Here is a 23,249-nt window from a genome sequence, read left to right as displayed (position 1 = left end):
GGGACAGCGGCGTTCCGGCTCGTGTTCCGGCTCGTGTTCCGGCTCGCGTTCCGGCCGACGGATGCCTTGTCCTTGGTGGTGTCGGCGGCCCCTGTCGAGCTGAACCGTTTGCGCTATCGGCTCTCTCGACTGGGAGAGCGGCCGGCGGGCCGACGGCTCGGCGGTGTGGCGGGGCCGCGCGGTCTTGGTCGCTGACCGCTACGGCCGCCCGGCGAGCGGGGTGGGTTGTGGCCGCCCCGACGAACGGCGGGGCGGATCACCGCGATCCGTCGCCGCCGTCAGCTCGACAGGGCCCGTACCCGACATGGCAGTCAGCGGTTCGGCGCCCCCGGCCTCCGGCCCCCCGGTCCTCGGCCCCGGTCCTCGGCCCCGGTCCTCGGCCCCGGTCCTCGGCCCCGGTCCTCGGCCTCCGGTCCCCGGTCCCGGTCCCGGCCCCGGTCCCCGGTCCCGGTCCCGGCCCCGGTCCCCGGTCCCCGGTCCCGGCCCCGGTCCCCGGTCCCCGGTCCCGGTCCCGGCCCCGGTCCCCGGCCCCGGTCCCGGCCCCGGTCCCCGGCCCCGGTCCCGGCCCCGGTCCCCGGCCCCGGTCCCGGCCCCGGTCCCCGGCCCTCGGCCCCCGGTCTACGTCTGGCTTCCGTGCGCGGGCGAGCTGGCAGGGCGACGCGCGACTGCGGGGGAAGGCCGCTCGCCGTGGGCGGACCGGAACCGGTCGCGCCCGTACCCTGTCGCAATGTCTCTGCTGATCCGGCGTGACCTCGGGTCCACCGACGTGCGGTCGTGGGATCGCCGGCCGGGTCGGGCCCCTGCTGTGTCGGCAGTGACCGCAGTGCGGGGACCGGTGGCCGGGCACGGCCCCGCCGTCCGCTGAGCGGGCCGTGGCGGCCGTCGTGTTCCCGGCTCGCGCGCCCCATCCCGGCCCGCGGTGTCCGCCGCCAGTCGTCGCGGCGGCGTCCGTTCGTCCCGTCCGGGGCATCCACCAGGCGAAATGCCGGCAGGAAACATCGAGAAACTCGTTCGTCATCCGCCGTTGACCGTGGGATGAGTCGAGTGTTAACTGTTAACAGTTATCAGGAGGACAACGTGTTGGACGTCAGGCCGATCAGGGCGGAGTCCCTCGGCGAGAAGCTGGCCGGCGAGCTGCGCCGTCGCATCATCGTGGGCGACGTGCCGTCGGGCACCCGTCTCGTCGAGGAGGAGCTGGCCGATTCCTTCCAGGTCAGCCGGGGTCCGGTTCGTGACGCGATCCGCATCCTGCGGTCGGAGGGACTGGTCACCGGCTCCGGCCGCAACGCCGTCACCCGGTCGCTGAACGACGCCGACATCGAGGAGCTGATGGCCCTGCGGGAGTCGTTCGAGCTGCTGGCGGTGGAGCGGGCCATCACCGTCCGGCGCGAGGTCCTCGCCCGTCAGTTGCGTACCGCGCTGGTCGACATGGACGCGGCGGTGAACGACCGGGACCCGGTCGCCTTCACGACCGCGGACATCCGGTTCCACAGCGCGTTCTTCGCCGCCGCCGGGATGACCCGGCTCAGCGTCCTGTGGGACCAGTTCCGCCCCACCATCGAAGGTCTGCTGCACGCCTCCGGCAAGCGGCTGTCCGACCTCGCGCCCTCGGCGCGGGAGCACCACGACCTGGCCGGGCTGATCACTGCCGGCAAGGTCGCCGAGGTCAAGGCCGAGCTGCACCGACACCTGCAGACGACCTGCTCGCGGCTGCGTTCCGCGAATCCCCCGACCCCCGTCCAGAGAGAGAACGACCTATGAGATCACGCATGCTGCGCCTCGCCGCGTTGGCCGTCGCCGGCACCCTCGTGGTGACCGGCTGCGCCAACCGCGGCGGGAGCGAGACCGCCTCCGGCGAGAACTTCCCGGAGAAGGACCTCACCCTCGTCGTGCACGCCGCCGCCGGTGGCGGCTCCGACCTCACCGCCCGCACCCTGGCCAAGGAGCTGGAAGCGGACCTCGGGCGGTCGATCGTGGTGGAGAACCGGACCGGTGGCGGCGGACGGGTGGGCCTGACCTACCTCAAGGGCCGTCCCGCCGACGGGTACTCGATCGGCTTCATCCCGGTCGAGGTGGCGATGCTCGGGCACCAGGGCGCCGACATCGCCCCGGAGCAGTTCACCGTCCTCGGGCAGGTGATGAACGCGCCGGCCACGCTGTCGGTGCCGACGAACAGCCCGTACCAGAGCCTCGACGACCTGCTGGCCGCGGCGAAGCGCGAGCCGGGCACGATCACCGTGTCGAACTCCGGTGCCGGCGCCATCTGGGAGGCCGCGACCCTCGCCCTGGGCGAGGCGGCCGGTGCGACCTTCAAGCCGGTGCCGTACGACGGTGGCGCGCCGGCCGTGGCCGCCGGGGTCTCCGGCGAGGTCCAGGCCGTGATGGCCGGCGTGAGCGAGTCCGCCGCCGCGGCCGGAAACAACCAGCTGCGCATCCTCGCGGTGCTGGCCCCGGAGCGGGTCTCCTCGCTGCCGGAGGTGCCCACCGCCAAGGAGCAGGGCGTCGACGTGGTTATCGGTGGCTGGGGCCTGATGGGCGCCCCCGCCGGGCTGCCCGACGAGGTCCGGCAGCGGCTCGCCGACGCCGTCCGCAAGGCCGCCTCCTCGGAGGCGTTCAAGGACGTGATGACCAAGGCCGGCAACACGCCGCTGGCGACCTCGCCGGACGAGGCCAGCCAGTTCGCCCAGACCGAGTACGACCGCTTCGGCCAGATCTACGGCTGATGGCTATCCACCACCCGCCGATCCAGGGTGATCACGGTGCCGCCGCGCGCTGGCGCGCGGCGGCACCGGGGATGGTCTTCCTGGTGCTGGGCGCCGTGTTCCTGTGGCTGGCCCGCTCGATCGAGCTGCCCGCCCGGGCCCTGGCGGTGAGTCCCCGCATCTGGCCGGAGACGCTCGCCATCGGGATCATCGGCCTGTCGGCCCTGCAGATCGTCCTCGCCTTCGTCACCACGCCCGCCGTGGCCGACGACGAGGACGAGGAGGGACCGGCCACCCGCTCGGGGATCGTCCGGATGGTCGGCTTCGTCGCGGCCACGCTCGCCTTCGGGGTGCTCTGGTACTACCTGCACTTCCTGGTCTCCGGACTGATCTTCGTCGCCGCGCTCACCTGGATCGCCGGGGGCCGGGGGATCAAGGACCTGCTGTTCTTCCCCGCCGGGGTGACCGTGGTGATCTACGGCCTGTTCGGCCTGCTGCTGAGGGTGCCGCTGTGAACGCACTCGTCGAGGGCTTCGGTGCCCTCCTCTCCGTCCAGATGCTGCTCTGCGTCCTCGCGGGCGCCGCGATCGGCATGCTCGTCGGCGCGTTCCCGGGCATCACCGCCACCATGGCGGTCGCCCTGGCCAGCGCCTTCACCCTGACCATGGATCCGCTGCCCGGCCTGGCCGTGCTGCTGACCATCCTGATCGGCGCGCAGTTCGGCGACCGGGTCCCAGCCATTCTGATCAACACCCCGGGCACCCCGGCGTCGATCGCCACCACCTTCGACGGCTACGCCATGGCCAAGCAGGGCAAGGCCGGCCTGGCGCTGACGTCGTCGGCCTTCGCCTCGGCGGTCGGCGGTTTCGTCGGCATCGCGGTGCTGATGGTCGCCGCGATCCCGCTGAGCACGGTGGCCATGCGCTTCGGCTCGCCGGAGATGTTCGCGCTGGTGGTCTTCGGTCTCACCATGATGATCGAGGTCTCCGGCCGCCAGCTCGTCAAGGGCCTCATCGCCGGTCTGTTCGGCCTGGCGCTGGGCACCGTCGGCCGGGACCCGATGGACGGCTCGGACCGGCTGACCTTCGGCATCCCGCAACTGGTCGAGGGGATCCCGTTCATCGCGGTGATCATCGGTCTGTTCGGCATCGCCGAGGTGTTCAGCCAGATGATCTCGCGTAGCCACCAGAAGCAGAAGGCGATCACCAGCTTCGGCCGCTGGTGGCCGAACAAGCAGGAGACCCGGCAGATGGTCAAGCCGATCGCGGTCGGCTCCTCCGTCGGCACGGTGGTCGGCGTGCTGCCCGCCGTCGGCGGGGACATCGGCGGGATCGTCGCCTGGAACCAGGCCAAGCGGGTCTCCAAGGAGCCGGAGAAGTTCGGCAAGGGCTCCCTGGAAGGGCTCACCGCCGCCGACGGCTCCTCCAACGCCGGTGTAGGCGGGTCCGTGCTCACCACGCTGGCCCTCGGCGTACCGGGCGACTCGGTGATGGCGGTGATGCTCGGCTCGATGATCATCTGGGGCATCCAGCCCGGCCCGGGCCTGTTCACCTCGCAACCGGACCTGGTCTACTCGATCGCCGGCATCATGTTCTTCGCCACCGTGCTGACGCTGGGGCTGAGCCTGCTGCGCATGCGCGGCGTCGCCAAGCTGTTGGAGTTGCCCAGCCGGTTCCTGTGGACGGTGATCCTGGCCTTCTGCATCGTCGGCACGTACGCGGTGAACAACAGCGTCTTCGACGTCGGCGTCATGGTCCTGTTCGGCGTACTCGGCCTGCTGCTGCGCCGGTACGGCTTCCCGGCCGGCCCGATCGTGCTCGGCCTGATCCTCGGCCCGCTCGCCGAACGCAACTTCCGCCGGTCGATGGAGCTGGGCGGACTGGAGACCATCTACACCAGCCCGATCGCGGTGGGCCTGCTCGTGCTGGCCGTGCTGGCCGTGGCGGTGCCCCGCATCCGCAGCCGGATGAAGGCGCGTCGGCAGGGCCCCACCGACCGCGACACCCCGACCGATCCGCCGGTCCCCGCCGGAGCGAGCCGGTGACGGCACGACACTTCGTGGTCCGGGACGTGCCCGGCCAGTGCCACGGCAGCACCGTCTGCGTCACCGAGGACACCTTCGTGGTCGCCTGGTTCCAGGGCGACCACGAAGGAGCCGCCGACTCGCGGATCTGGCTCAGCCGGGGGACCGGCGACCGATGGAGCGCCCCGACGGTGGTCAGCGGCGACCTGGCGCCCTGCTGGAACCCGGTGCTGCACCGGCGTACCGGTGGGGACCTGGTCTGCTGGTTCAAGGTCGGCGCGACCATCTCGACCTGGGTGACCCACCAGGTCGTCTCCACCGACGGCGGCCGGACCTGGTCGACGCCCCGACCGCTCGGCGACGCCGAGCCCGGTGGCCGGGGACCGGTCCGCACCCCGCCGCTGCGCCTGCGCTCCGGTCGACTGCTCGCCGGGGCCTCCACCGAGACGTGGGGCGAGCGCCCCCGATGGGACTGCTTCGTCGAGCGCAGCGACGACGACGGAGACACCTGGCAGCGGTCCCCGGACATCCGGCTCGACCACGCCACCTTCCCCGGCGCGGGCGCCATCCAACCCGCGCTCTGGCAGACCCCGACCGGAGAGGTACGCCTGCTGGCTCGCAGCACCGCTGGCCGGCTCGTCACCGCCACCAGCGTCGACGACGGCCGCACCTGGTCGCCCGGCTCGCTGTCCACCGTGCCGAACAACAACTCCGGCATCGCAGTGACCCGCCTCGGCGACCGCGTCCATCTGGCCCACAACCCCACCACCGGGGACTGGGCCAGCCGGGCGCCCCTGACCGTCTCCGTCTCCACCGACGAGGGGGAGACCTTCCGGCCCTGGCTGACCCTGGAGAAGTCGCTCGGCGAGACGGCGGACGAGGGCTACCGGCCCGCCGACTCGGGGGTGCGGACCACCGGTGGCAACGAGTTCTCGTACCCCTGCCTGATCCCCGTCGGGGACCGGCTCGCTGTGACGTACACCTGGCAGCGGCGCGGCATCGTGCTCGCCCTGCTCGATCCCTCGGAGCACATCTCATGACCACGGCCCACCCCGGAGCCAACCTGATCAGCGCCCTGCCGACCCTGTTCGACCCCGACGGCGCGGTCGACCTCAAGGCCACCCGGGCGGCCTACGACCAACTCGCCGCGCACCCCGTCGACGGGGTGTTCGTGGCCGGCACCACCGGTGAGTTCACCACCCTCACCGACGACGAGCGGCTGGACGTCGCCGCCGCCGCCAACGACGCTTTCGGGCCCGAGCGCACCTACTGGCACGTCGGGCACGCCAGCACCCACCAGGCGGTACGCCTCACCCGCGCGGCCGTCGACCGGGGAGCGGCCCGGCTCGCGGCGCTCACCCCGCACTACTTCCCGGCCACCGAGCGCGCTCTGCTCGACTACTACGAGGCGGTGGTGACCGCCGCCGCCGGACGGCCGGTGTACGCGTACCTCTTCACCGCCCGGACCACCACGACGGTCTCGCCACGGTCGTTGGCCCGGCTGGCCGGGACGGGTCTGGCCGGCGTGAAGATCAGCGGCGAGCCGACCCCGGTGCTGGCCGAGTACCTCGCCGCGCTCGGCGACCGGGACCTGCCGGCGTACTCCGGTGCCGACGCGGAGTTCACCGAGGTCGTCGCGGCCGGCGGCGCCGGAGTGGTCTCCGGGGTCAGCTCGGCGCTGCCGGCACCCTTCCTGGCGGTCCGGGACGCCCTGCGCAGCGGGGACGCCGACGCGCTCGCGGTGGCCCGGGAACGGTCGCTGCGGGCGGTGGCCGCCACCCGGCAGGGCAACCTCGCCCACCTCAAAGCCGTCCTCGAACTGCGCGGGCTGCCGGCCGGCGGCATGCGTGCCCCGCTCGACCCGATCTCGGCCGACGACCGTCGCGCGCTCGAAGCCGACGTCGCCGACCTGCTCTGACCCCGACACCGCCGCCTCACTCCAAGGAGCCCCGCGTGAGCAGCTACGCCTTTCCCGAGTTGACCGACCAGCCCGCTGCCGAGCCCGGCGTGGTCTGGACCATCGCCAGCGGCGACCTGCGGCCCAGCGCCAACGTCACCTGCTGGCCGGTGCAGCGGCAGTTCGAGGCCGACCTGGAGCGGGCGGTCACCGCCCTGGGCCACCGGGTGCAGCGGGCGCACCCGGTCGACGACACCGCCGGGCACGGCTTCATCGCCAGCCAGCGCCAGGGCATCGAGGTGTTCAAGTCGATCCCGCCGGACGCGCCGTTGATCGTCGCCGAGGCGGTCTGGCAGTACAGCCACCACGTGCTGGCCGGGCTGCGCACCCACCGGGGCCCGATCCTGGTGGTGGCGAACTGGAGCGGTGAGTTCCCCGGCCTGGTCGGCCTGCTCGGCCTCACCGCCAGCCTCACCAAGGCGGGCGTGGCGCACTCCATCCTGTGGAGCGAGAAGTTCACCGACGACTGGGCGGTGTCGCGGCTGCGAACCTGGCTGGAGACCGGGAAGCTGGAGCACGACCAGAGCCACGTACGGGACCTGCCGGAGCTGCCGGCCACCGAGGAGGTACGGCTCGGTCGGGCGCTCGCGGCGCAGCTCGTCCGGGACAAGGCGATCATCGGCGTCTTCGACGAGGGCTGCATGGGCATGTACAACGCCATCATCGACGACGAGCTGCTCAACCCGCTCGGCGTCTACAAGGAACGGCTGTCGCAGAGCGCCCTGGTCGCCGAGATGGCGACGGTCACCGCCGCCGAGGCGCAGGCCGTACGGGACTGGCTGGACGCGGCCGGGTTCACCTTCCACACGGGCACCGACGAGGCCACCGAGCTGACCGACGCCCAACTGCACAGCCAGTTCAAGATGTACGTGGCCGCGCTGCGCATCGCCGACGACTTCGGCCTGGACGCGGTCGGCATCCAGTACCAGCAGGGGCTCAAGGACGTCGTACCCGCCAGCGACCTGGTCGAGGGGCTGCTGAACAACGTCTCCCGCCCGCCGGTGACCAGCCGCGACGGTGCCCGGGAACTCTACGCCGACGCGCCGTTGCCGCACTTCAACGAGGTCGACGAGGGCGTCGCGGTGGACTCCCTGGTGACCAACCGGATCTGGACCGCGATGGGGCTGGACCCGGCGACCACCCTGCACGACATCCGCTGGGGCGAGGAGTACGACGGCCGGTTCGTCTGGGTCATGGAGATCTCCGGCTCGGTCCCGGCCTCGCACAACGGCGGCTACGACAAGAGCTGGAGCATGCGGCAGCCGCCGATGTACTTCCCGCTCGGCGGCGGCACCCTCAGCGGCGTGTCCAAGCCGGGGGAGATCGTCTGGTCCCGGGTCTTCATCGCCGACGGCGTCCTCCACGTCGACCTGGGTCGGGGCAGCGCGGTGGAGTTGCCGGCCGAGGAGACCCAGCGCCGGCTCGACGCCACCACCCCGCAGTGGCCGATCATGCACGCCGTCCTGCACGGCGTCGACCGCGACCAGTTGATGGCCCGCCACAAGGCCAACCACCTCAACGTGGTGTACGCCCCGGACGCCGCCACCGCCGACCGGGCGCTCGCCGCCAAGGCCGCCATGTTCGCCGAACTGGGCCTGGTGGTGCACCTCTGCGGTGAGGTGAACCTGTAGATGGCACCGTTGCTGATCGGCATCGACCTGGGCACCGGGAGCAGCAAGGGTGTGCTCACCGACGCCGCCGGCCAGGTGCTGGCCACCGCCGTCCGCCCCCGGCCCCGGTCGATGTCGCTGCCCCGGCCGGGCTGGGCGGAGGTCGACGCCGAGGCGGTCTGGTGGGGCGACGTGGTGTCCATCGCCGCCGAGCTGACCGCCGCCGCCCAGGGCGCGCAGATCGCGGCGGTCTGCGTCAGCGGTGTCGGCCCCTGCCTGGTGCTCTGCGACGAGCAGGACGAGCCGGTCCGCCCGGCGATCCTCTACGGCATCGACATGCGGGCAACCGCCGAGATCGCCGAGTTGACCGAGCGCTTCGGCGCCGAGGAGGTGCTGGACCGGTCGGCCACCCCGATCACCACCCAGGCGGTCGGCCCCAAGGCGCTCTGGGTACGCCGCCACGAACCCCAGGTGTGGGAGCGGGCCACCCGGTGGTACAACTCCAGCTCGTACGTGGTGCGGAAGCTGACCGGCGAGTACGTCCTGGACCACCACACCGCCAGCCAGTCGGTGCCGCTGTACGACATCGTGGCCCGGCAGTGGCACCGGCCCTGGTACGACGAGATCATGGGCGATCTGCCCGCGCCCCGGCTGGCCTGGTCGGCGGAGATCGTCGGCGAGGTGACCCCGGCGGCGGCCGAGGCGACCGGGCTGCCGGTGGGCACGCCGGTCTGTGCCGGCACCGTGGACGCCTGGGCCGAGTCGGTCAGCGTCGGCGTCCGCCGACCCGGTGACCTGATGCTGATGTACGGCTCCACCATGTTCTTCGTCCAGCAACTCCGGGGCGTGGCCCGGCATCCGCAGCTCTGGAACACCGTCGGCGTGGCACCCGACTCGTACTGCCTCGCCGCCGGCATGGCCACCTCCGGCAGCCTCACCACCTGGCTGCGTGACCTGGTGGGCGAGGTGCCGTTCGAGACGCTGGTCGAGGAGGCGGCGGTGGTGCCGCCGGGCTCGGATGGTCTGCTGTTGCTGCCGTACTTCGCCGGGGAACGAACCCCGATCTTCGACCCGGACGCCCGGGGGGTGATCGCCGGACTGACCCTGCGGCACGGGCGGGGACACCTGTTCCGCGCCGGGTACGAGGGGATCGCCTTCGGCATCCGGCAGATCCTGGAACTGCTGGACACTCCGGAGAACCCGGTCGCGCGGCTGGTCGCGGTGGGCGGCGGCACCCAGGGTGGACTGTGGACCCGGATCGTCAGCGACGTCACCGGCCGGGAGCAGGAGGTGCCGGAGGTGACCATCGGGGCCAGCTACGGCGACGCCCTGCTGGCCGCCATCGGTGCCGGTCTGGCCGCCCCGGACACCGACTGGACCCGGCCCGGGCAGATCGTGCGCCCCGATCCCTCGGTGGCCGCCACCTACGACGGCCTCTACGCCGGCTACACCTCGCTGTACCGCAACACCCGGGCCGAGGTGCACGCCCTGGCGCGGTTGCAGGGCGGGGCCGGGTAGCGCCGCCGGGGGCGCTCGGCGACGGTGGTCCACGCTCCGTGCCGGAACGTGGACCACCGCCGGGTCAGCGATCGCGTCGACGATCAGAACTCACACTGCTGGGGGAACTTGGCGCAGGTGGAGATCGAGGCACCCCGGGCCGGGATGTCGCTCCACCGGTTGGCGTCCACGCCGGCCAGCGAGCCGTCGCTGAACGAGTTGACGATGGCCCAGAGCCCGTCGACGTTCTGCTTGATGAGGTAGCCGCTGCTCTTGTGGCCGATGCCGCCGCGCGACTCGAAGAACATCGCGTTGCTGCGCCAGTTGGCGTACTCGCCGCGCGGCCCGGGGCCGTTGAGCATGGCGGCAGAGGTGACGCCCTCCGGGATGTTGATGTACGGGTAGCGGGTCACGTTGACCACACCGCTGCGACCCGCTGCGTCCGCGGCCACCACACCCATCCGGCGGACGGTGTCCCACTGCTGCGAGGTCAGCATGCCGGGGTCGAGGGAGATGCCGACCGAGAACGTGGTCATCTCGTCGGTGTCACCGACGACGTACGTGCCCTGGTGGTGCAGGTCGATGATGTGGTGCGGCTTGAAGTCGGCCCAGACATACCAGAACGCCTGCGACTCGACGGCACGGTGCCGGGTGTAGTTGGCGAAGGTCTGCTCGGACAGCGGCGCCTGACCGAGACCGGCCCGGACCGCGTTGAGCCGGTCGAAGATCGGCCGGTCCACACCCCAGTCGCGGTTGAGGTCGATGTTCTGGACGCTGTCCTGCCGCCGGTACGCCTCGGAACCGTCCGGGTTGTAGATCGGGACGACCGCGAAGCTGACCTGCTGCAACACCTCCCGCGCGTGCTTACCGCCGGAGACGAGCGTCTTCAGGAAGTCCAGCGAGGCCTCGGCGCCGTACGGCTCGTTGCCGTGGATCCGGCCCTGAATCCAGATCCGGGTGCTTCCGGTGCCGATGAAGGCGACCTCGAGCGGGCGGCCCTGGCCGCTGCGGCCGACCTCCTGCACCCGCAGGGCGCCCTTGCTGCGGGCCTGCAACGCGTGCATCTCGGCCGAGACCTCGGCGGCGCTGAGCATCGAGGAGCGGTTGACGGTCTCCTGGTTCGGCGGCACGAACGGCCCGTTCGCCTGGGCGACCCCCGGCACGACCATGGGGGCGAGGAGGAGCGCGGCGGCGAGGATCACCTGACGGCGACGTGGTCTGGACACTGGGTGACGTCCCTTCTGAGGTGGTCGCGGTAGCGTCCAGCAAGACGATCGTGTGCGACTCCGCGCGCCTGTTCGCGCCGCTGTGCTGGCTGGGCTGCGACCTTCCTGGTCGGAAGGCTCCGCGGTGCGCTCATTCAACAAGGGGGCGTTTTCGCAGGTCAAGGGTGGTGGGCAAGTTCCGTCGTCTGTTCAGGCTCGGGCACCCGCGACTCCGTCGAATGTCCTACGTGGCCTGGACCCCGCGCGGTCGGTACACCTGGACACGGGAGTGGCGGCCACCGCTGGAGCAGTGGCCGCCACTCGCCGGACCGGCCCCGGTGTCCGCCGGGGCCGGTGTCGGTTCCTACAGGTTGGCGCAGTATCCGACGCTGTGGGTGCTGGCGCCGGGCTTCAGGGTCCGGTTCCAGTCCACCCCGCTGATCCGGTAGCCACCGTCGGCCAGGCGTTCCCGGGTGAAGTTCCACGCGGTGTAGATGTCGCCCTCCAGGTCGACGATCGCGCTCCAGGCCACCGGCTTGTCGCCGGTGTTGGTGGCGGTGATGGTGGCGCAGTAACCCCCACCGCTGTCGGAGTTCCACCGGGCGACCCGGGTGAGCGTGACGTCCACGGTCGAGCCCTCGACCAGCCGGCCCACTCCCCAGCGGGCGGTGCTCTGGTAGCCGACGCCCTCCTGCTCGGCCCAGTTGCGGATCGACGTGCGCGTACCGCCGGAGGCGTCGTTGACCTGGAAGTCCAGGCCGTGGAACGTGTCGAGGCCGCCGTACTCCAGCAGGCTGATCGCGGCCTCGACGGTGTAGCCCGTCGGGGTCCGTACGGCCGCGCTGGTCAGCCGTCCCGCCTGGAACGCCTCGTCGCCGGTGCCGAACGACACGACGTTGTCGGCGTTGATCCGGATCTGGGTGTCGTCGTAGCGGTAGGAGCCGTTCTTGGCGTTGCCGGCGTCGACGTAGATCTCCACCGAGTCCTGGGTCCACGGGTCGGACCCGGAGACGTCCACCTCCGGGTCGGTGACCTCGGCCAGCACGTAGAGCGTCTGGTCCCGCCACAGCGTACGGACCTGCGCCACCGCCCCGTCGGTGCCGGAGACCTGCTTGGCCGTGGTCACCGTGCTCGCCTGGGTCCAGACCTCGTCCACCGTGCCGTCGACCACCGGCGCGCTCGGTGCCCGGCGCACCTCCAGGTACGACAACTCCTCCACCAGGGTCAGCGTGCCGACCGCACCCGGGGTGTTCCAGCCGGAGGTGGTGCCGTCGTCGGTGACCCGCACGTCGAGGGAGAGCGTGTCCCCCCGGGTGGCCTCGGTCAGCGGCAGGTGGGCGACCAGGTGGTAGCCGCCGTCCCGGACCGCCGCCACGGCCGGCACGTCACCGGTGCCGTCCCGCCGGACCCGGTAGGTCTCGCCGTCCAGGGCGAACTCGACCCGGTCGTCGGCGGAGACCGTGGCGTCGGTGACCGTGACGTACGCGGTGAGGTGGTCCGGTGCCCAGCGCAACTGGAACCGGGCCGCCTCCTCCACCGGGTGCAGTGGCAGCGTGCGCCAGGTCAGGTCCGTCGGAGCGGCGGCGGTCAGGGGCACGTCCCCGGCGAAGACGGTGGCGGTGCGCAGCCGGGCGGGCAGCTCGCCGTCGACCGCGCCGTGATAGGCGGGCTTGGCGCGCAGGTTGTCGTCGAACAGCAGCGGCGCGCCGTTGCCGGACCGCCAGGAACGCCCGTCGGTCAGCCCCCACACGGTGACGGCCAGCAGGTCGTCGGTGTGCTCCCGGAAGATCCGGAACGCGTCCCGGTAGTAGTAGCCCTGCTCGATCAGGTTCGCCTGGGTGACCGGGGTGCCGGTGGTGACGTCGAGTTCGGTGACGGCCTGGGTCACCGGCAGGTCGGTGAACGCGTCCAGCGCCGCCTCCAGGCTGCTCACCGGCGTGGCCAGCGAGACGTGGAACTGGTGGCCCACCCCGTCGACCGGTACGCCCCGGGCGATCAGCCGCTCCACCAGCGCCTTGTAGCGGGCCTGCTTACCGCTCTGCTCGGTGTTGTAGTCGTTGATGAACAGGGTCACCGGGTCGGTGCCGTCGACCGCGTACACGTCGTTGAACGCCTCGTCGGCGTACTCGAACGTCAGGTCGATGAAGGACTCGCCGAGGATGCGGTACCACTCGCTGCGGCGCAGGCCGTCGGCGTACTCGCCGCTGTCGCTGACCACCTCGTTGACCGCGTCGAAGGCGTACAGCGGGTTGGTGGCGGAGCCGAAGGCGCCGTACCGCTCGCTCATCGACCGGGCGACGGCGAAGATGTGCGTGCGCAGCCGCTCGCGCAGCACCTGCTGGTCGGCGGCGGACGTGCTCAGCGGCTGACCCGCCGAGTCCTGGAAGAACCAGGCCGGCGTCTGACTGTGCCAGACCAGCACGTGACCGTAGACCTTCAGGTCGTTGTCGCGGGCGAAGTCCATCATCGTCAGCGCCTGGTCGTGCGGGCGGAAGGTGCCCTCGTCGTCGTACCAGGCCTCCGGCTTCATGTGGTTCTCCGCCGTGATCTGGTTGAAGTGCCGGGTCAGCAGCTGCGCGGCGGCACCCTCGGTCTCCCGGCCGTCGATCGCCACACCGACCGGGAAGTCGGTGGTCTCGTGGATGCCGGTGAGGTCCTCCACCACCGGTGGCTCGGGCACCCGGACGACGATGTCGTCGGCGAGGAAGTCACTGGTGTTGCCGGGTACGTCCGCACCCTGCCAGCGGGTCTCGAAGTACAGGTACGCGCTGTCCGCGGCCGGTACGGTGAAGCGGGCCGTCACCTGCGTCCACCCGGTGTTGGTGACGGTGGTGAACTGGGCCAGGGTCGCGAACGACTGGCTGCCGCCGCTGGTGCTGGCCAGGCTGAGCCAGACCTCGTCGGTCGGCTGGCCCTCGGCGAAGCGCAGCCAGGCGCTGAACTCGTAGGTCACGCCGGGCTCGACCAGCCCGGTCACGTCCCGGCCGAGCCCGGCGCCCTGGTTGACCCGGTCGCTGACCAGCGCCGCCGCCTCCCCGCCGTGCGCGACGTCGGTCAGCGTGACGCTCGGGGCGCCCGGACCGCCGTCGCGCGGCCCCCAACCGTCCAACCCGTCCTCGAAGTCGGTGTCGACGACCACGGTGCCCGGCGCCGGTCCGGTCCCGCCGTCCGGCGCGGTGACCAGCACGTCGTCCAACAGGAACGGGGTGGTCCCCTCCGCCTCGACATAGAGGGTGGCCGCGCTGAGCCCGGTGGGCAGCGTGTAGTCGCCGCCGATCCGCACCCACTCGCCCGCCGTGGCGGGCACGCTGTCGCCGATCCAGGTGTACGTGTTGTCACCGCCGGCGGCCGGCGTCGACTCCACGGTGAAGTGCACACCGGCGGTGCCCTCGGTGCCGGCCGGGAGCTTCACCCAGGCGCTGACCGAGTAGCGCGTACCGGGGGTGAACAGGGCGGTGGCGCTGGTCGCCGGGCCCTGCCAGTTGGCCGTACGCCCGGTGACCGAGAGGCTGTTGTCGCTGTCGTGGCCCTCCGCCGCGATGGCGAGGGTCACGTCGCCCCGCGCACCCCACGGAGCGTACGAGCCGGACTCGAAGTCGGAGGAGAGGACGGTCTGCGCGGCGGCGGCCGGACCGGGTGCGACGGCCACGGCCGCGACGAGTGTCGTGGTGCAGAGGACGGCGAGAAGTCGCGATCGCTGTCGCGATCGGCGGGAGGATTTCCAGAGGCGCATCGGTGATCCCTTTACGCGATTGTGGCTGGTGGCGGGGTGCTTCGCTGGAGGCGTACCGGATGCATCCAAGCGCGTGCATGTTATGTCGGGCCGATTGTCGTGACCAGAACTTCCGGAAACTTTCGGAAAAGGGAGCGGTAGTGATCGGCCTGTCGGAGGTTGACAGCGATGTGTTAGCAGGGGTCCCTTCCTATGCACGAGGCGTTAGTAGGGGACCCTTCCTTGCACCGGATCGCTGCTAGCGCTGCGCGGCTGAGGCCGTGAGCCGTCGGGGGTCCACCACCACGACGACGCCGGGTTCGACCCGGATGGCACCCGCCTTGACCAGGACCCGCAGCGCCCGGTTGACGGTGACCCGGGACAGTCCGACCTCCTCGCCGAGCCCCTGCTGGGCGCCGGGTAGGTGGATCCGGCTGCCCGGTGCGGGCCGGTGCTCGGCGATCCAGTCCGCGATCCGGGCCACCGGCTGCGGCGCGGCGCGGCGGACCCGGTCCCGGCGGTCCCGGTTGACCTGCCCGGAAAGGTGCCGCAGCACGTGGTCGCGCAGTGCCGGCACCTCGTCGATGAGAGCCCGGAGGGCGTCCGCCGGCAGGAACCGGACCCGGCATCGAGTCACCGCAGTCCAGGTGGCGGTGTGCGGGCCACCGTGCAATGTGGCGGCCTTGTCCACCACGCAGGGGCCGGTGGCCGTGGCGAAGCGGACCCGTGTCCCGTGGCGGGTGTCGTACCCGGCGACCACGGTGCCTCGCTCCGCGACGATCAGGTGCCCGGCCGGGTCGCCGCACCGGGCCAGGACGGTGCCGGCCAGCACCTCGCGCAGCGGGCACTGGGCGGCGAGCCGCTCGATGCGGTCGGCGTCGAGCATCGAGAACAACGGCACCGCCGACAGGTTCTCGGTGGCCACGTTCCGCAGAGTATCCCGCGATACAGCCGACCGTCGGTCCGGTCCGTAGCGTCCCCGCCGTGATCTGTGTGGAACTCTCCTTCACCGCCGACCCGGCCCGCCTGGCGGCGCGTCCCGACCACCGGCAACGCCTGCGCGCCTGGCACGACCAGGGCACGTTGCTCCTCGCCGGCCCCTGGGACGACGACTCCGGCGCACTGCTGGTCTTCGCCGCCGAGGCCGCGACGGTGCGCCGGCTGATGGCCGAGGACCCGTACTTCACCACCCCGGGTGTCCGCGTCGTGTCGCTGCGCGCCTGGCGACCGCTGGTGGGCTCGGACCGGCCGGGCACGCTCTGACCCACGGCAGCGGCGCGCCGCCGTGGGCGGGGCCGCCGCATCAGGCGGTACGGGTCACAGCCCGGCCGCCGCGTCGTACCGGCGGCGCAGGTCGGCCATCTCCCCGGGCTCGAGCGCCTCCTTCTGCGCCAGGTCGGCGTACTTCGCCGGGAACATCTGCCGCAGCCGGTCGATGAAGATGACGTCCTCGGTCGCCTCGACCACCTGGATGCCGGGTGGGTTGGTGGAGCGGTCCATGATGACCGGACCAGCCAGCTTGACCGCCCAGTCCCAGGTGCGCTTCTCCTCGGCCACCCCGCAGAGGTGGAAGCCGTAGACGGTCCGGACGTCGGCGATCGAGGTCACCTCGGCCGGCTCGAAGCCGTACACGTGGACTCCGCAGACCACCGCCGGTGGCGTCTCCTGCCCGTCGGCCGCCTGCTGGGGCGCGTGGCCGGCGTGGTTGTGCTGCCCCGGGTCCGCCTGTTCCAGCGTGGCGCGCATCCAGGTCATGAGCTGCCCGCGCAGGTCCGTCGGCTTCGTGTCCGTCTCGGCGGCGTTGACCAGTGCCACCGCCGTGGCCGAGACGGTCAGCACGATCACCGCCACCCACACGAAGCGGTTCCGGTACCACCCCGCCACACTCTGTCGGGAAATCATGACTGCTTCTCACCTCGTCGCCGGTTCTGGTGCGTCGGCAGATCGCGTCGGACGCCCCCGACATCTCCGCCGCGACGCCTCGCGGACTCGTACCGGGGGACACACGTTCGGCGGGGACACCTGCCCGGAAATGTGCCCGTCGTCGTGGTGATGGCCTGGCGATGCGGCGCGCGACCGTCTGCCGATGCGGCGCGCTGCCGGCATAGCGCTGCTCCCGTGCGCTGGCCGTTCCCAGCGCGTTTGCCCCCGCGCTGCGGCGATAGGAGCCATTCCAGCACGCCCGGACCCGGTCCGGCAACATCGACCGTCGCCGAGGTCCGACCGACTTCGTCGACCGCTCCGGGGTGCGCCCCGGTCACCCGAGGGCCGGGTACGCCTACCGGCCGCCCGCGCGTGGCGCCGGGTGACCGAAGGCCAGGGCCAGGAACGGCCGTGCCTCCAGGTCGTCCCACCCGCCGGACGACGTCGCCGGGTGCGGGCTGCGGAACAGGTGACCACCGAGGCCCGACCGCATCGCCAGCAGGTACGCCGCGTGCAGGCTGGCACCGGTCCGCAACAGCAGGTCGAGGTGGTCGTCGATGTCCGGCCCGGTTCGCGCGGCGTCCCGGATCCACACCGGCGCCACCAGGCACGGTGCGGTGGCCGAGGCACTGGAGGCCAGCGCGGCCATCGCCCCGGCCGCCGGCAGCCCGGCAGCCGCAACCAGCTCGCCGTCGCGGTACTCGTGGAGGCCCGGCGCGGTGTCGCTGACCGCGCGGGCGAACACCAGCCAGCGTGCGGTGTGGACGTCGTCCGGTGTGACCGGCAGTCCTGCGTCGGCGCCCGCCTGGCAGACCCGCAGCACGTCGGGGCGGGGCAGAGGATCGGTGACGAAACGAAGGACCGGCTGTCGGGTCCGCAGGAGGTGCTCCAGGTCCTGGGTACGTGGCCGGGGCGGCAGGGTCCTGCTCATCGTCACCTCCGCAGAGATCGAGACGCGGATCCGCCAGCACCGGTCGGAGCGTGGCACGGGCGAGGCGTTCCGGTCCGGACCGTCGGTCATCCCGACGCCGACGGGTCCCGGACCAGAACGCTTGCTGGTGCGTGCAGGGGCACCCCGTGGACGCCCCTGGACACACCGATTGAAAGATCGTCGAACCGGCGGCCGATGGTACGGTTTCCGGCGTATCCGTCGCGCACAATTGGCGTACAAACGAATTGTGCGCGACTACCGTCGATCGGTCGGTCCGGCCGTGCGGCGACGCGGTTCGGATGTGGTGCGGTCCAATGGCCAAGCCGTCGGCTGAGGTGACTGATGCTTCTCCGCTTCGACCTTCTCGGCCCGTTGTCGGTCTCCCGGGACGGGCACCCGATCGACCTCGGCTCGGTCAAACAACGGCTGCTGCTGGCCCTGCTGCTGACCCGACCCGGTGAGGCCGTACCCGCCGACGAACTGGTGAACGTGCTCTGGGGCGACCAGCCGCCGGCCTCCGCCGGGGCCAACATCCGCACCTACGTGCGCGGGCTGCGGCAGGCGATCGACTGCGACGGCCGGATCGTCACCACCGCCGCGGGCTACCTGCTGCGGGTGGAGCCGGACGAGCGCGACCTGGACCGCTTCGACGCCGCCGTGGCGCGCGGGCGCACCGCCGTGACCTGCGGTGATCCGGTACGCGCCGAGGCCGAGCTGGCGCAGGCACTGGGGCTGTGGCGAGGCCCCGTCCTGGCCGGGCTGCCGCTGCCCCGGGTGCTGTCGCGCTGGGTGGGACAGGTGGCCGAGCGGCGCCTGCTAGCCGAGGAGGACCACGCCGGCACCCAGCTCGCGCTCGGCGCGGCGGCGCAGGTGATCCCCCGACTGCGGGCCCTGCTCGAACGGCATCCGTTGCGGCAGCGCGCCTGGGCGCACCTGATGACCGGCCTGTACCACAGCGGGGATGCGGCCGGGGCCACGGCGGCCTTCCGGCAGGCCCGGCAGGTGCTCGCCGAGGAGACCGGGATGGACCCGGGGCCCGAGCTGACCCGCCTGCACGACGACATCCTGCACCACCGCTGCCCGCCGCCCGGCCCGCCACCGCCTGCCGAACCCGCGCCCGCCGCCGGTACCCGCCCGGCGCAGTTGCCGCTCACCACGCCGGACTTCGTCGGCCGGCGGGAGCAACTCGCCCGCCTCGACGCGGTCGTCGGGCACCCGGCCGGCGGACCGACCTCCGTGGTCGTCACGGTGGTGTGCGGGATGGCCGGTGTCGGCAAGACCACCCTGGCGCTGCACTGGGCGCACCGGGTCGCCGACCGTTTCCCCGACGGGCAGCTCTACGTCAACCTGCGTGGCTACGACGAGGGCGAGACGGTCTCCCCGGCCGACGCTCTGCTCGGCTTCCTGGAGGCGCTGGACGTACCGCTGGCCCGCATACCCAGCAGCCAGCACGCCCGCACCGGCCTGTACCGCAGCCTGCTGGCCGACCGCGAGATGCTCATCGTGCTGGACAACGCCCGTGACGCCGACCAGGTGCGCCCGCTCCTGCCGGGCGCGGGCCGCTGCGCGGTCGTGGTGACCAGTCGGGACCAGCTCAGCGCGCTGGTCGCCGCCGAGGGCGCCCGACTGCTGACTCTCGACGTGCTGACCGACACCGAGTCGACGCACCTGCTGCGCAGCCGGGTCGACGGCAGCCGTCTGGACGCCGAGCCGACCGCCGTGGCCGAGATGATCGAGGCCGCCGGCCGGCTGCCGCTCGCGCTCTCCATCGTGGCGGCCCGGGTGGCCACCCGACCGACGTTCCCGCTGGAGGCGGTCGTCGCCGAGCTGCGCGTGCCGGAGACCCGGCTCGCGATGCTCGCCGACGGTGACGTACGGCGGGTGTTCTCCTGGTCCTACGAGGCACTGAGCCTGGACGCGGCACGCCTGTTCCGCCTGCTCGGCCTGCACCCGGGGCCGGAACTGAGCGGCTCCGCCGCCGCCGCGCTGCTCGGCTGGCCGCGTGCCGCGGTCGCCCCGGTGCTCACCGAGCTGACCCGGCTGCACCTGCTGACCGAGCACCGCCCCGACCGGTACGCCTTCCACGACCTGTTGCGCTCGTACGCCGCCGAGCTGGCCCAGGCGGACGAGCCGGCCGACCAGCGGTGGGCCGCCCACCGTCGGCTGTACGACCACTACCTGCACAGCGCCGAACCGGCCGGTCGCCTGGTGCAGCCGCAGTGGCCGCCGGTCACCGCGCTACCCGCGCTGCCCGGCAACGTCCGCGTGCCGATGGTCGACCAGGACGCCGCGCTGGCCTGGTTCACCGCCGAACGGCACGTGCTGCTCCGGGTGGTCCGGCAGGCCACCGCCACCGGCTTCGACGCGTACGCCTGGCGGCTGGCCTGGGCGTTGACCACCTTCCTCGCGCCGGGTGGGCTCTGGCAGGACCAGTCGACCGCCCAGCAGGCCGCGTTGGAGTCGGCGGAACGTCTCGGTGACCTGGAGGCGCAGGCCACCGCCAACCGCCTGCTCGGCCGGGCCGCCTACCGGCTTGGCGAGTACGACACCGCGGGCGAGCGCCTCCAGCGCGCGATCACGCTCTACGAGAAGCTCGGCGACCAGGACGGCCTGGCGCAGACGCTGCACAACTACACCGAGCACTGCTTCGTCCTCGGCCGACGGGACGAGGCGTTGACGCACGCCCACGAGGCGTTGCGGCTCTACCGGCTCGCCGGCAACCGGGCGGGCGAGGGGCGGGCGCTGAACGCGATCGGCTACCTCCACGCCGTGCTGGGCAACCACCGGCAGGCCATCGACGACTGCACCGAGGCGCTCGCCCAGCAACGGCTGATCGACGACCGCAACGGACAGGCGGCGACGCTGGACAGCCTGGGCTTCGCCTACCACGGCCTGGGGGAGTACGAGTCGGCGGTGAGCTGCTACGAGCAGTCCATCGAGTTGTTCCGCGACTCCGCCGACCGCTACCACCAGGCGGAGACCCTCACCCGCCTCGGCGACACCTGCGCCGCCATGGACGACCTCGACGGTGCGGTGGCGGCCTGGCGACTGGCCGCCGCCATCTTCGAGGACCTGGGCGACCCGGCCGCCGAGGGTGCCCGACGCCGACTGGCCGACCTGCGGCGTTCCGAGTAGGCGCCGGTCAGCCGAGGAAGCGGTGCAGGGCCTCGGTCAGCCCGACCGGGTTCTCCTCGGCCACGTGATGGCCGGACTCGACGTCGATCCGTTCATCGGTGAATCCGTCGAACATGCACGGCATGTACCCCGACAGTTGCCCGATCCTCGTCCGGAAACCCACTGGAACTTCCGATGGTGGGGGCCGGGCGTGTCTGCGGCGACACCGATAGTTGCGGTCTATATTCACCGAGGTGACGCGCTCACAACGCGGTTGAACAGGATCAACATCGCGGTGGGCGGCAGTTCCGGCGGGCCGGAGATGTCGGGAGTGTTTCCGGAAGTTGTTGACGTGTCCAGGGAAATCGGCCAATACTGATGGCCATCGACGCAGCTCAATCGTCGTCGACCTCGCCACCAGTTCCGCCGGTCACCGTGCGGCACGACCGGTACGCCACCACCACCGAATGCGATACGCGCCGACCGTCGACGGCGGTCGCCCGGGCCGCCGAGAGGCGGTCGGCGCGTAGCGCACTGCTGGCCTCCGGCCAGCCGTCCCGAGGAGGAAGAATGCCCGACGGCCTCGTGCAACCGAGACGCCGCAGACGCCTCCGGTCGCTCATCGGCGCGGCCTGCGCCGTGGCACTGATCACGACCGGCACCGTGGCGATCACGACAGGCCCCGCCCACGCCCAGACCGTGACGTCCAACCAGGAGGGGAACCACAACGGGTACTTCTTCTCCTTCTGGAAGGACAGCGGCAACGTCTCCATGACGATGGGGAACGGCGGCCAGTACAGCACCCAGTGGAGCAACGTCAACAACTTCGTCGCCGGCAAGGGCTGGAACCCGGGCACGCGGCGCAACGTGACCTACTCGGGCACCTTCAGCCCGAACGGCAACTCGTACCTGACCCTGTACGGCTGGACCCGTAGCCCGCTGGTCGAGTACTACATCGTGGACAGTTGGGGTAGCTGGCGGCCGCCGGGCGCCAACTCCATGGGCACGATCAACACCGACGGCGGTACGTACGACATCTACCGCACCCAGCGGGTCAACCAGCCGTCGATCGACGGCACGCAGACCTTCTACCAGTACTGGAGCGTCCGGACGTCGAAGCGGGTGGGCGGCACCATCACCACCGGCAACCACTTCGACGCGTGGGCCGCCCGGGGCATGAACCTGGGCAACCACTACTACCAGATCATGGCCACCGAGGGGTACCAGAGCAGCGGTAGCTCCAACATCACGGTGAACAGTGGGGGCGCCACCAACCCCACCACCCCGCCGCCCGGCAACGGCGGCTGCTCGGTCAGCGTGAGTCGGGCCGAGGACTGGAGCGACCGGTTCAACGTGAACTTCTCGGTCAGCGGCAGCAACAACTGGACCGTCTCCATCCGCACCAACGGCAGCCAGAGTGTGCAGAACAGCTGGAACGCCTCGGTCAGCGGCTCCAGCGGCACGCTCACCGCACGGCCGAACGGTAACGGCAACAACTTCGGCGTCACGCTCTACAAGAACGGCAACAACACCACGCCGACCGCGAGTTGCTCCGCTAGTTGACGTGATCGACCCGTGACGGGGTGTCGGCCAATGGCCGGCACCCCGTTCGTCGTTGTGCACCACTGCCCGGCACCCGCGAATGGGCCTGCGCGAAGTTTCCTCAGGTCAGGGGCTTGACCGCGTGACCGTCCGGCCCTATGTTCAGTGATGTCCACAGACTAATGCGGACATCACTGAACAAGCGACGAGGAGCAGGCGTGGCGACGACGCAGGAACTGAACCCCGCCGCCCTCAGGGCACTCACCCGACAGGTCTCGCCCGCCGAGGCCGAGGCGCTGCACGAGCAGATCTCGCAGCTCATGCGGCAGCGCATCGAGTCGGGGGAGTGGCCGGAACACCTGAAGCTCCCCGCCGAACCCGAGCTGGCCGCCGCGCTGAACGTATCCCGGGGCACGGTCCGCCGGGCCATCCGTACGCTGATCGAGGCCGGCCTGCTCAAGCAGACCCGGGGCAAGGGCACCTTCGTCCGGGGACAGATGCTGGAGCAGGAGTTCGCCCAGGAGCTGATCTCCACCGCGCAGAGCCTGGACCGGGAGGGCGTCGAGTACCACACGCAGGTGCTCTCCGCCCGCGTCGTGCAGGCCCCCTCGCACATCGCCGCCCACCTCGGCCTGCGTGCCGACGACCTCAGCGTGTTGGCCATCCGCCGGACCCGATCGGTCGGCGGCGAGGTGGTCTATCTGCTGGACAACTACCTGCCCACCGCCCTGTGTCCGGACCTGTCACCGCAGGTCCTCCAGGAGCGGTCACTGTTCGGAGTGCTCGAACACGACTACGGCGTGACCGTCGACTCGGTCCGGCGTACCTTCTCCGCGATACTTCCCGACGACGACGTCAGCACCGCGATGTCGCTGCGTCCCGGGGTCCCCGTCCTCTACCTCGAGCAGATCTCCTACCAGGCCAACGGAAACTCCGTCGAGTACTCCGACGTCTGGGTGCGCGGCGACCGCGTACGGATCTCCTCCTGGATCAAGCGGTAGGACGCCCGCCCCTCCCACGTCCTTCCCCCTCC

18 protein-coding genes are annotated in these 23,249 nt (G+C 71.7%); 12 read left to right on the top strand and 6 right to left on the bottom strand.

Annotation, left to right across the window (positions count from 1 at the left end; genetic code table 11):
• Positions 1 to 1,077 precede the first annotated feature (1,077 nt).
• Genes ABT008_RS16010 through ABT008_RS15975 form a run of 8 tightly spaced genes read left to right on the top strand, consistent with a single transcriptional unit; the run spans position 1,078 to position 9,810 of the window.
• The gene (locus ABT008_RS16010) at positions 1,078 to 1,761 is read left to right on the top strand and encodes a GntR family transcriptional regulator (protein WP_350696983.1); all 684 of its coding nucleotides are present in this window, start codon (positions 1,078 to 1,080) and stop codon (positions 1,759 to 1,761) included.
• On the top strand, positions 1,758 to 2,723 hold the full coding sequence (locus tag ABT008_RS16005) for a tripartite tricarboxylate transporter substrate binding protein (protein WP_350696982.1): 966 nt from the start codon (positions 1,758 to 1,760) through the stop codon (positions 2,721 to 2,723). Before ABT008_RS16010 ends, ABT008_RS16005 begins: the two co-directional genes overlap by 4 nt.
• A complete protein-coding gene (locus ABT008_RS16000) occupies positions 2,723 to 3,217 on the top strand; it encodes a tripartite tricarboxylate transporter TctB family protein (protein ID WP_350696981.1) in 495 nt (164 codons plus the stop codon). Before ABT008_RS16005 ends, ABT008_RS16000 begins: the two co-directional genes overlap by 1 nt.
• Entirely contained in the window at positions 3,214 to 4,746 is a 1,533-nt protein-coding gene (locus ABT008_RS15995) for a tripartite tricarboxylate transporter permease (protein WP_350696980.1), read from the top strand. Before ABT008_RS16000 ends, ABT008_RS15995 begins: the two co-directional genes overlap by 4 nt.
• Positions 4,743 to 5,765, top strand: coding sequence for a sialidase family protein (locus ABT008_RS15990; protein WP_350696979.1), 1,023 nt, complete (start codon positions 4,743 to 4,745; stop codon positions 5,763 to 5,765). Before ABT008_RS15995 ends, ABT008_RS15990 begins: the two co-directional genes overlap by 4 nt.
• Positions 5,762 to 6,643 (top strand): dihydrodipicolinate synthase family protein, encoded by an 882-nt coding sequence (locus ABT008_RS15985; protein ID WP_350696978.1) that lies wholly within the window; start codon positions 5,762 to 5,764, stop codon positions 6,641 to 6,643. The genes ABT008_RS15990 and ABT008_RS15985 overlap by 4 nt, the downstream gene beginning before the upstream one ends.
• A gap of 35 nt (positions 6,644 to 6,678) precedes the next feature.
• Entirely contained in the window at positions 6,679 to 8,313 is a 1,635-nt protein-coding gene (locus ABT008_RS15980) for a fucose isomerase (protein ID WP_350696977.1), read from the top strand.
• Positions 8,314 to 9,810: an FGGY-family carbohydrate kinase gene (locus tag ABT008_RS15975; protein ID WP_350696976.1), complete on the top strand. Its 1,497-nt coding sequence runs from the start codon at positions 8,314 to 8,316 to the stop codon at positions 9,808 to 9,810.
• Positions 9,811 to 9,893: 83 nt separating this feature from the next.
• Here the strand turns inward: ABT008_RS15975 and ABT008_RS15970 are convergent, their stop codons facing one another.
• The 3 genes from ABT008_RS15970 to ABT008_RS15960 all read right to left on the bottom strand — a co-directional run bounded on the left by ABT008_RS15970 (position 9,894) and on the right by ABT008_RS15960 (position 15,631).
• Entirely contained in the window at positions 9,894 to 11,015 is a 1,122-nt protein-coding gene (locus ABT008_RS15970; protein WP_350696975.1) for a M14 family zinc carboxypeptidase, read from the bottom strand.
• A gap of 343 nt (positions 11,016 to 11,358) precedes the next feature.
• On the bottom strand, positions 11,359 to 14,643 hold the full coding sequence (locus tag ABT008_RS15965; RefSeq protein WP_350696974.1) for an endo-1,4-beta-xylanase: 3,285 nt from the start codon (positions 14,641 to 14,643) through the stop codon (positions 11,359 to 11,361).
• 322 nt (positions 14,644 to 14,965) lie between these two features.
• A complete protein-coding gene (locus tag ABT008_RS15960) occupies positions 14,966 to 15,631 on the bottom strand; it encodes a Crp/Fnr family transcriptional regulator (protein ID WP_350696973.1) in 666 nt (221 codons plus the stop codon).
• Between the two features lie 59 nt (positions 15,632 to 15,690).
• Between ABT008_RS15960 and ABT008_RS15955 the strand changes: the two genes are divergently transcribed.
• Entirely contained in the window at positions 15,691 to 15,969 is a 279-nt protein-coding gene (locus ABT008_RS15955) for a YciI family protein (RefSeq protein WP_350696972.1), read from the top strand.
• Between the two features lie 54 nt (positions 15,970 to 16,023).
• Here ABT008_RS15955 and ABT008_RS15950 read toward each other — a convergent pair whose 3' ends face one another.
• Together ABT008_RS15950 and ABT008_RS15945 are read right to left on the bottom strand one after the other, a co-directional pair.
• The gene (locus tag ABT008_RS15950) at positions 16,024 to 16,608 is read right to left on the bottom strand and encodes a hypothetical protein (RefSeq protein ID WP_350696971.1); all 585 of its coding nucleotides are present in this window, start codon (positions 16,606 to 16,608) and stop codon (positions 16,024 to 16,026) included.
• Between the two features lie 376 nt (positions 16,609 to 16,984).
• On the bottom strand, positions 16,985 to 17,560 hold the full coding sequence (locus ABT008_RS15945) for a hypothetical protein (protein WP_350696970.1): 576 nt from the start codon (positions 17,558 to 17,560) through the stop codon (positions 16,985 to 16,987).
• A gap of 342 nt (positions 17,561 to 17,902) precedes the next feature.
• On the opposite strand from ABT008_RS15945, the gene ABT008_RS15940 reads away from it, so the two are divergent.
• The gene (locus ABT008_RS15940) at positions 17,903 to 20,695 is read left to right on the top strand and encodes an AfsR/SARP family transcriptional regulator (RefSeq protein ID WP_350696969.1); all 2,793 of its coding nucleotides are present in this window, start codon (positions 17,903 to 17,905) and stop codon (positions 20,693 to 20,695) included.
• 374 nt (positions 20,696 to 21,069) lie between these two features.
• On the opposite strand, the gene ABT008_RS15935 is transcribed toward ABT008_RS15940, so the two are convergent.
• Positions 21,070 to 21,348, bottom strand: coding sequence for a hypothetical protein (locus tag ABT008_RS15935; protein WP_350697112.1), 279 nt, complete (start codon positions 21,346 to 21,348; stop codon positions 21,070 to 21,072).
• Between ABT008_RS15935 and ABT008_RS15930 the strand changes: the two genes are divergently transcribed.
• Positions 21,245 to 22,237: a glycoside hydrolase family 11 protein gene (locus ABT008_RS15930; protein ID WP_350696968.1), complete on the top strand. Its 993-nt coding sequence runs from the start codon at positions 21,245 to 21,247 to the stop codon at positions 22,235 to 22,237. The two genes, ABT008_RS15935 and ABT008_RS15930, sit on opposite strands and share 104 nt — an antisense overlap.
• A 197-nt stretch (positions 22,238 to 22,434) precedes the next feature.
• Positions 22,435 to 23,217: a GntR family transcriptional regulator gene (locus tag ABT008_RS15925; RefSeq protein WP_350696967.1), complete on the top strand. Its 783-nt coding sequence runs from the start codon at positions 22,435 to 22,437 to the stop codon at positions 23,215 to 23,217.
• The last annotated feature ends 32 nt before the right edge of the window (positions 23,218 to 23,249 follow it).

Origin of the sequence: Micromonospora sp. NPDC002389, from assembly GCF_040296095.1 — a bacterium.
Lineage (GTDB): Bacteria > Actinomycetota > Actinomycetes > Mycobacteriales > Micromonosporaceae > Micromonospora.
The sequence above is the reverse complement of the archived record's forward strand: the minus strand, read 5'-3'. Positions and strand labels throughout refer to the sequence as shown.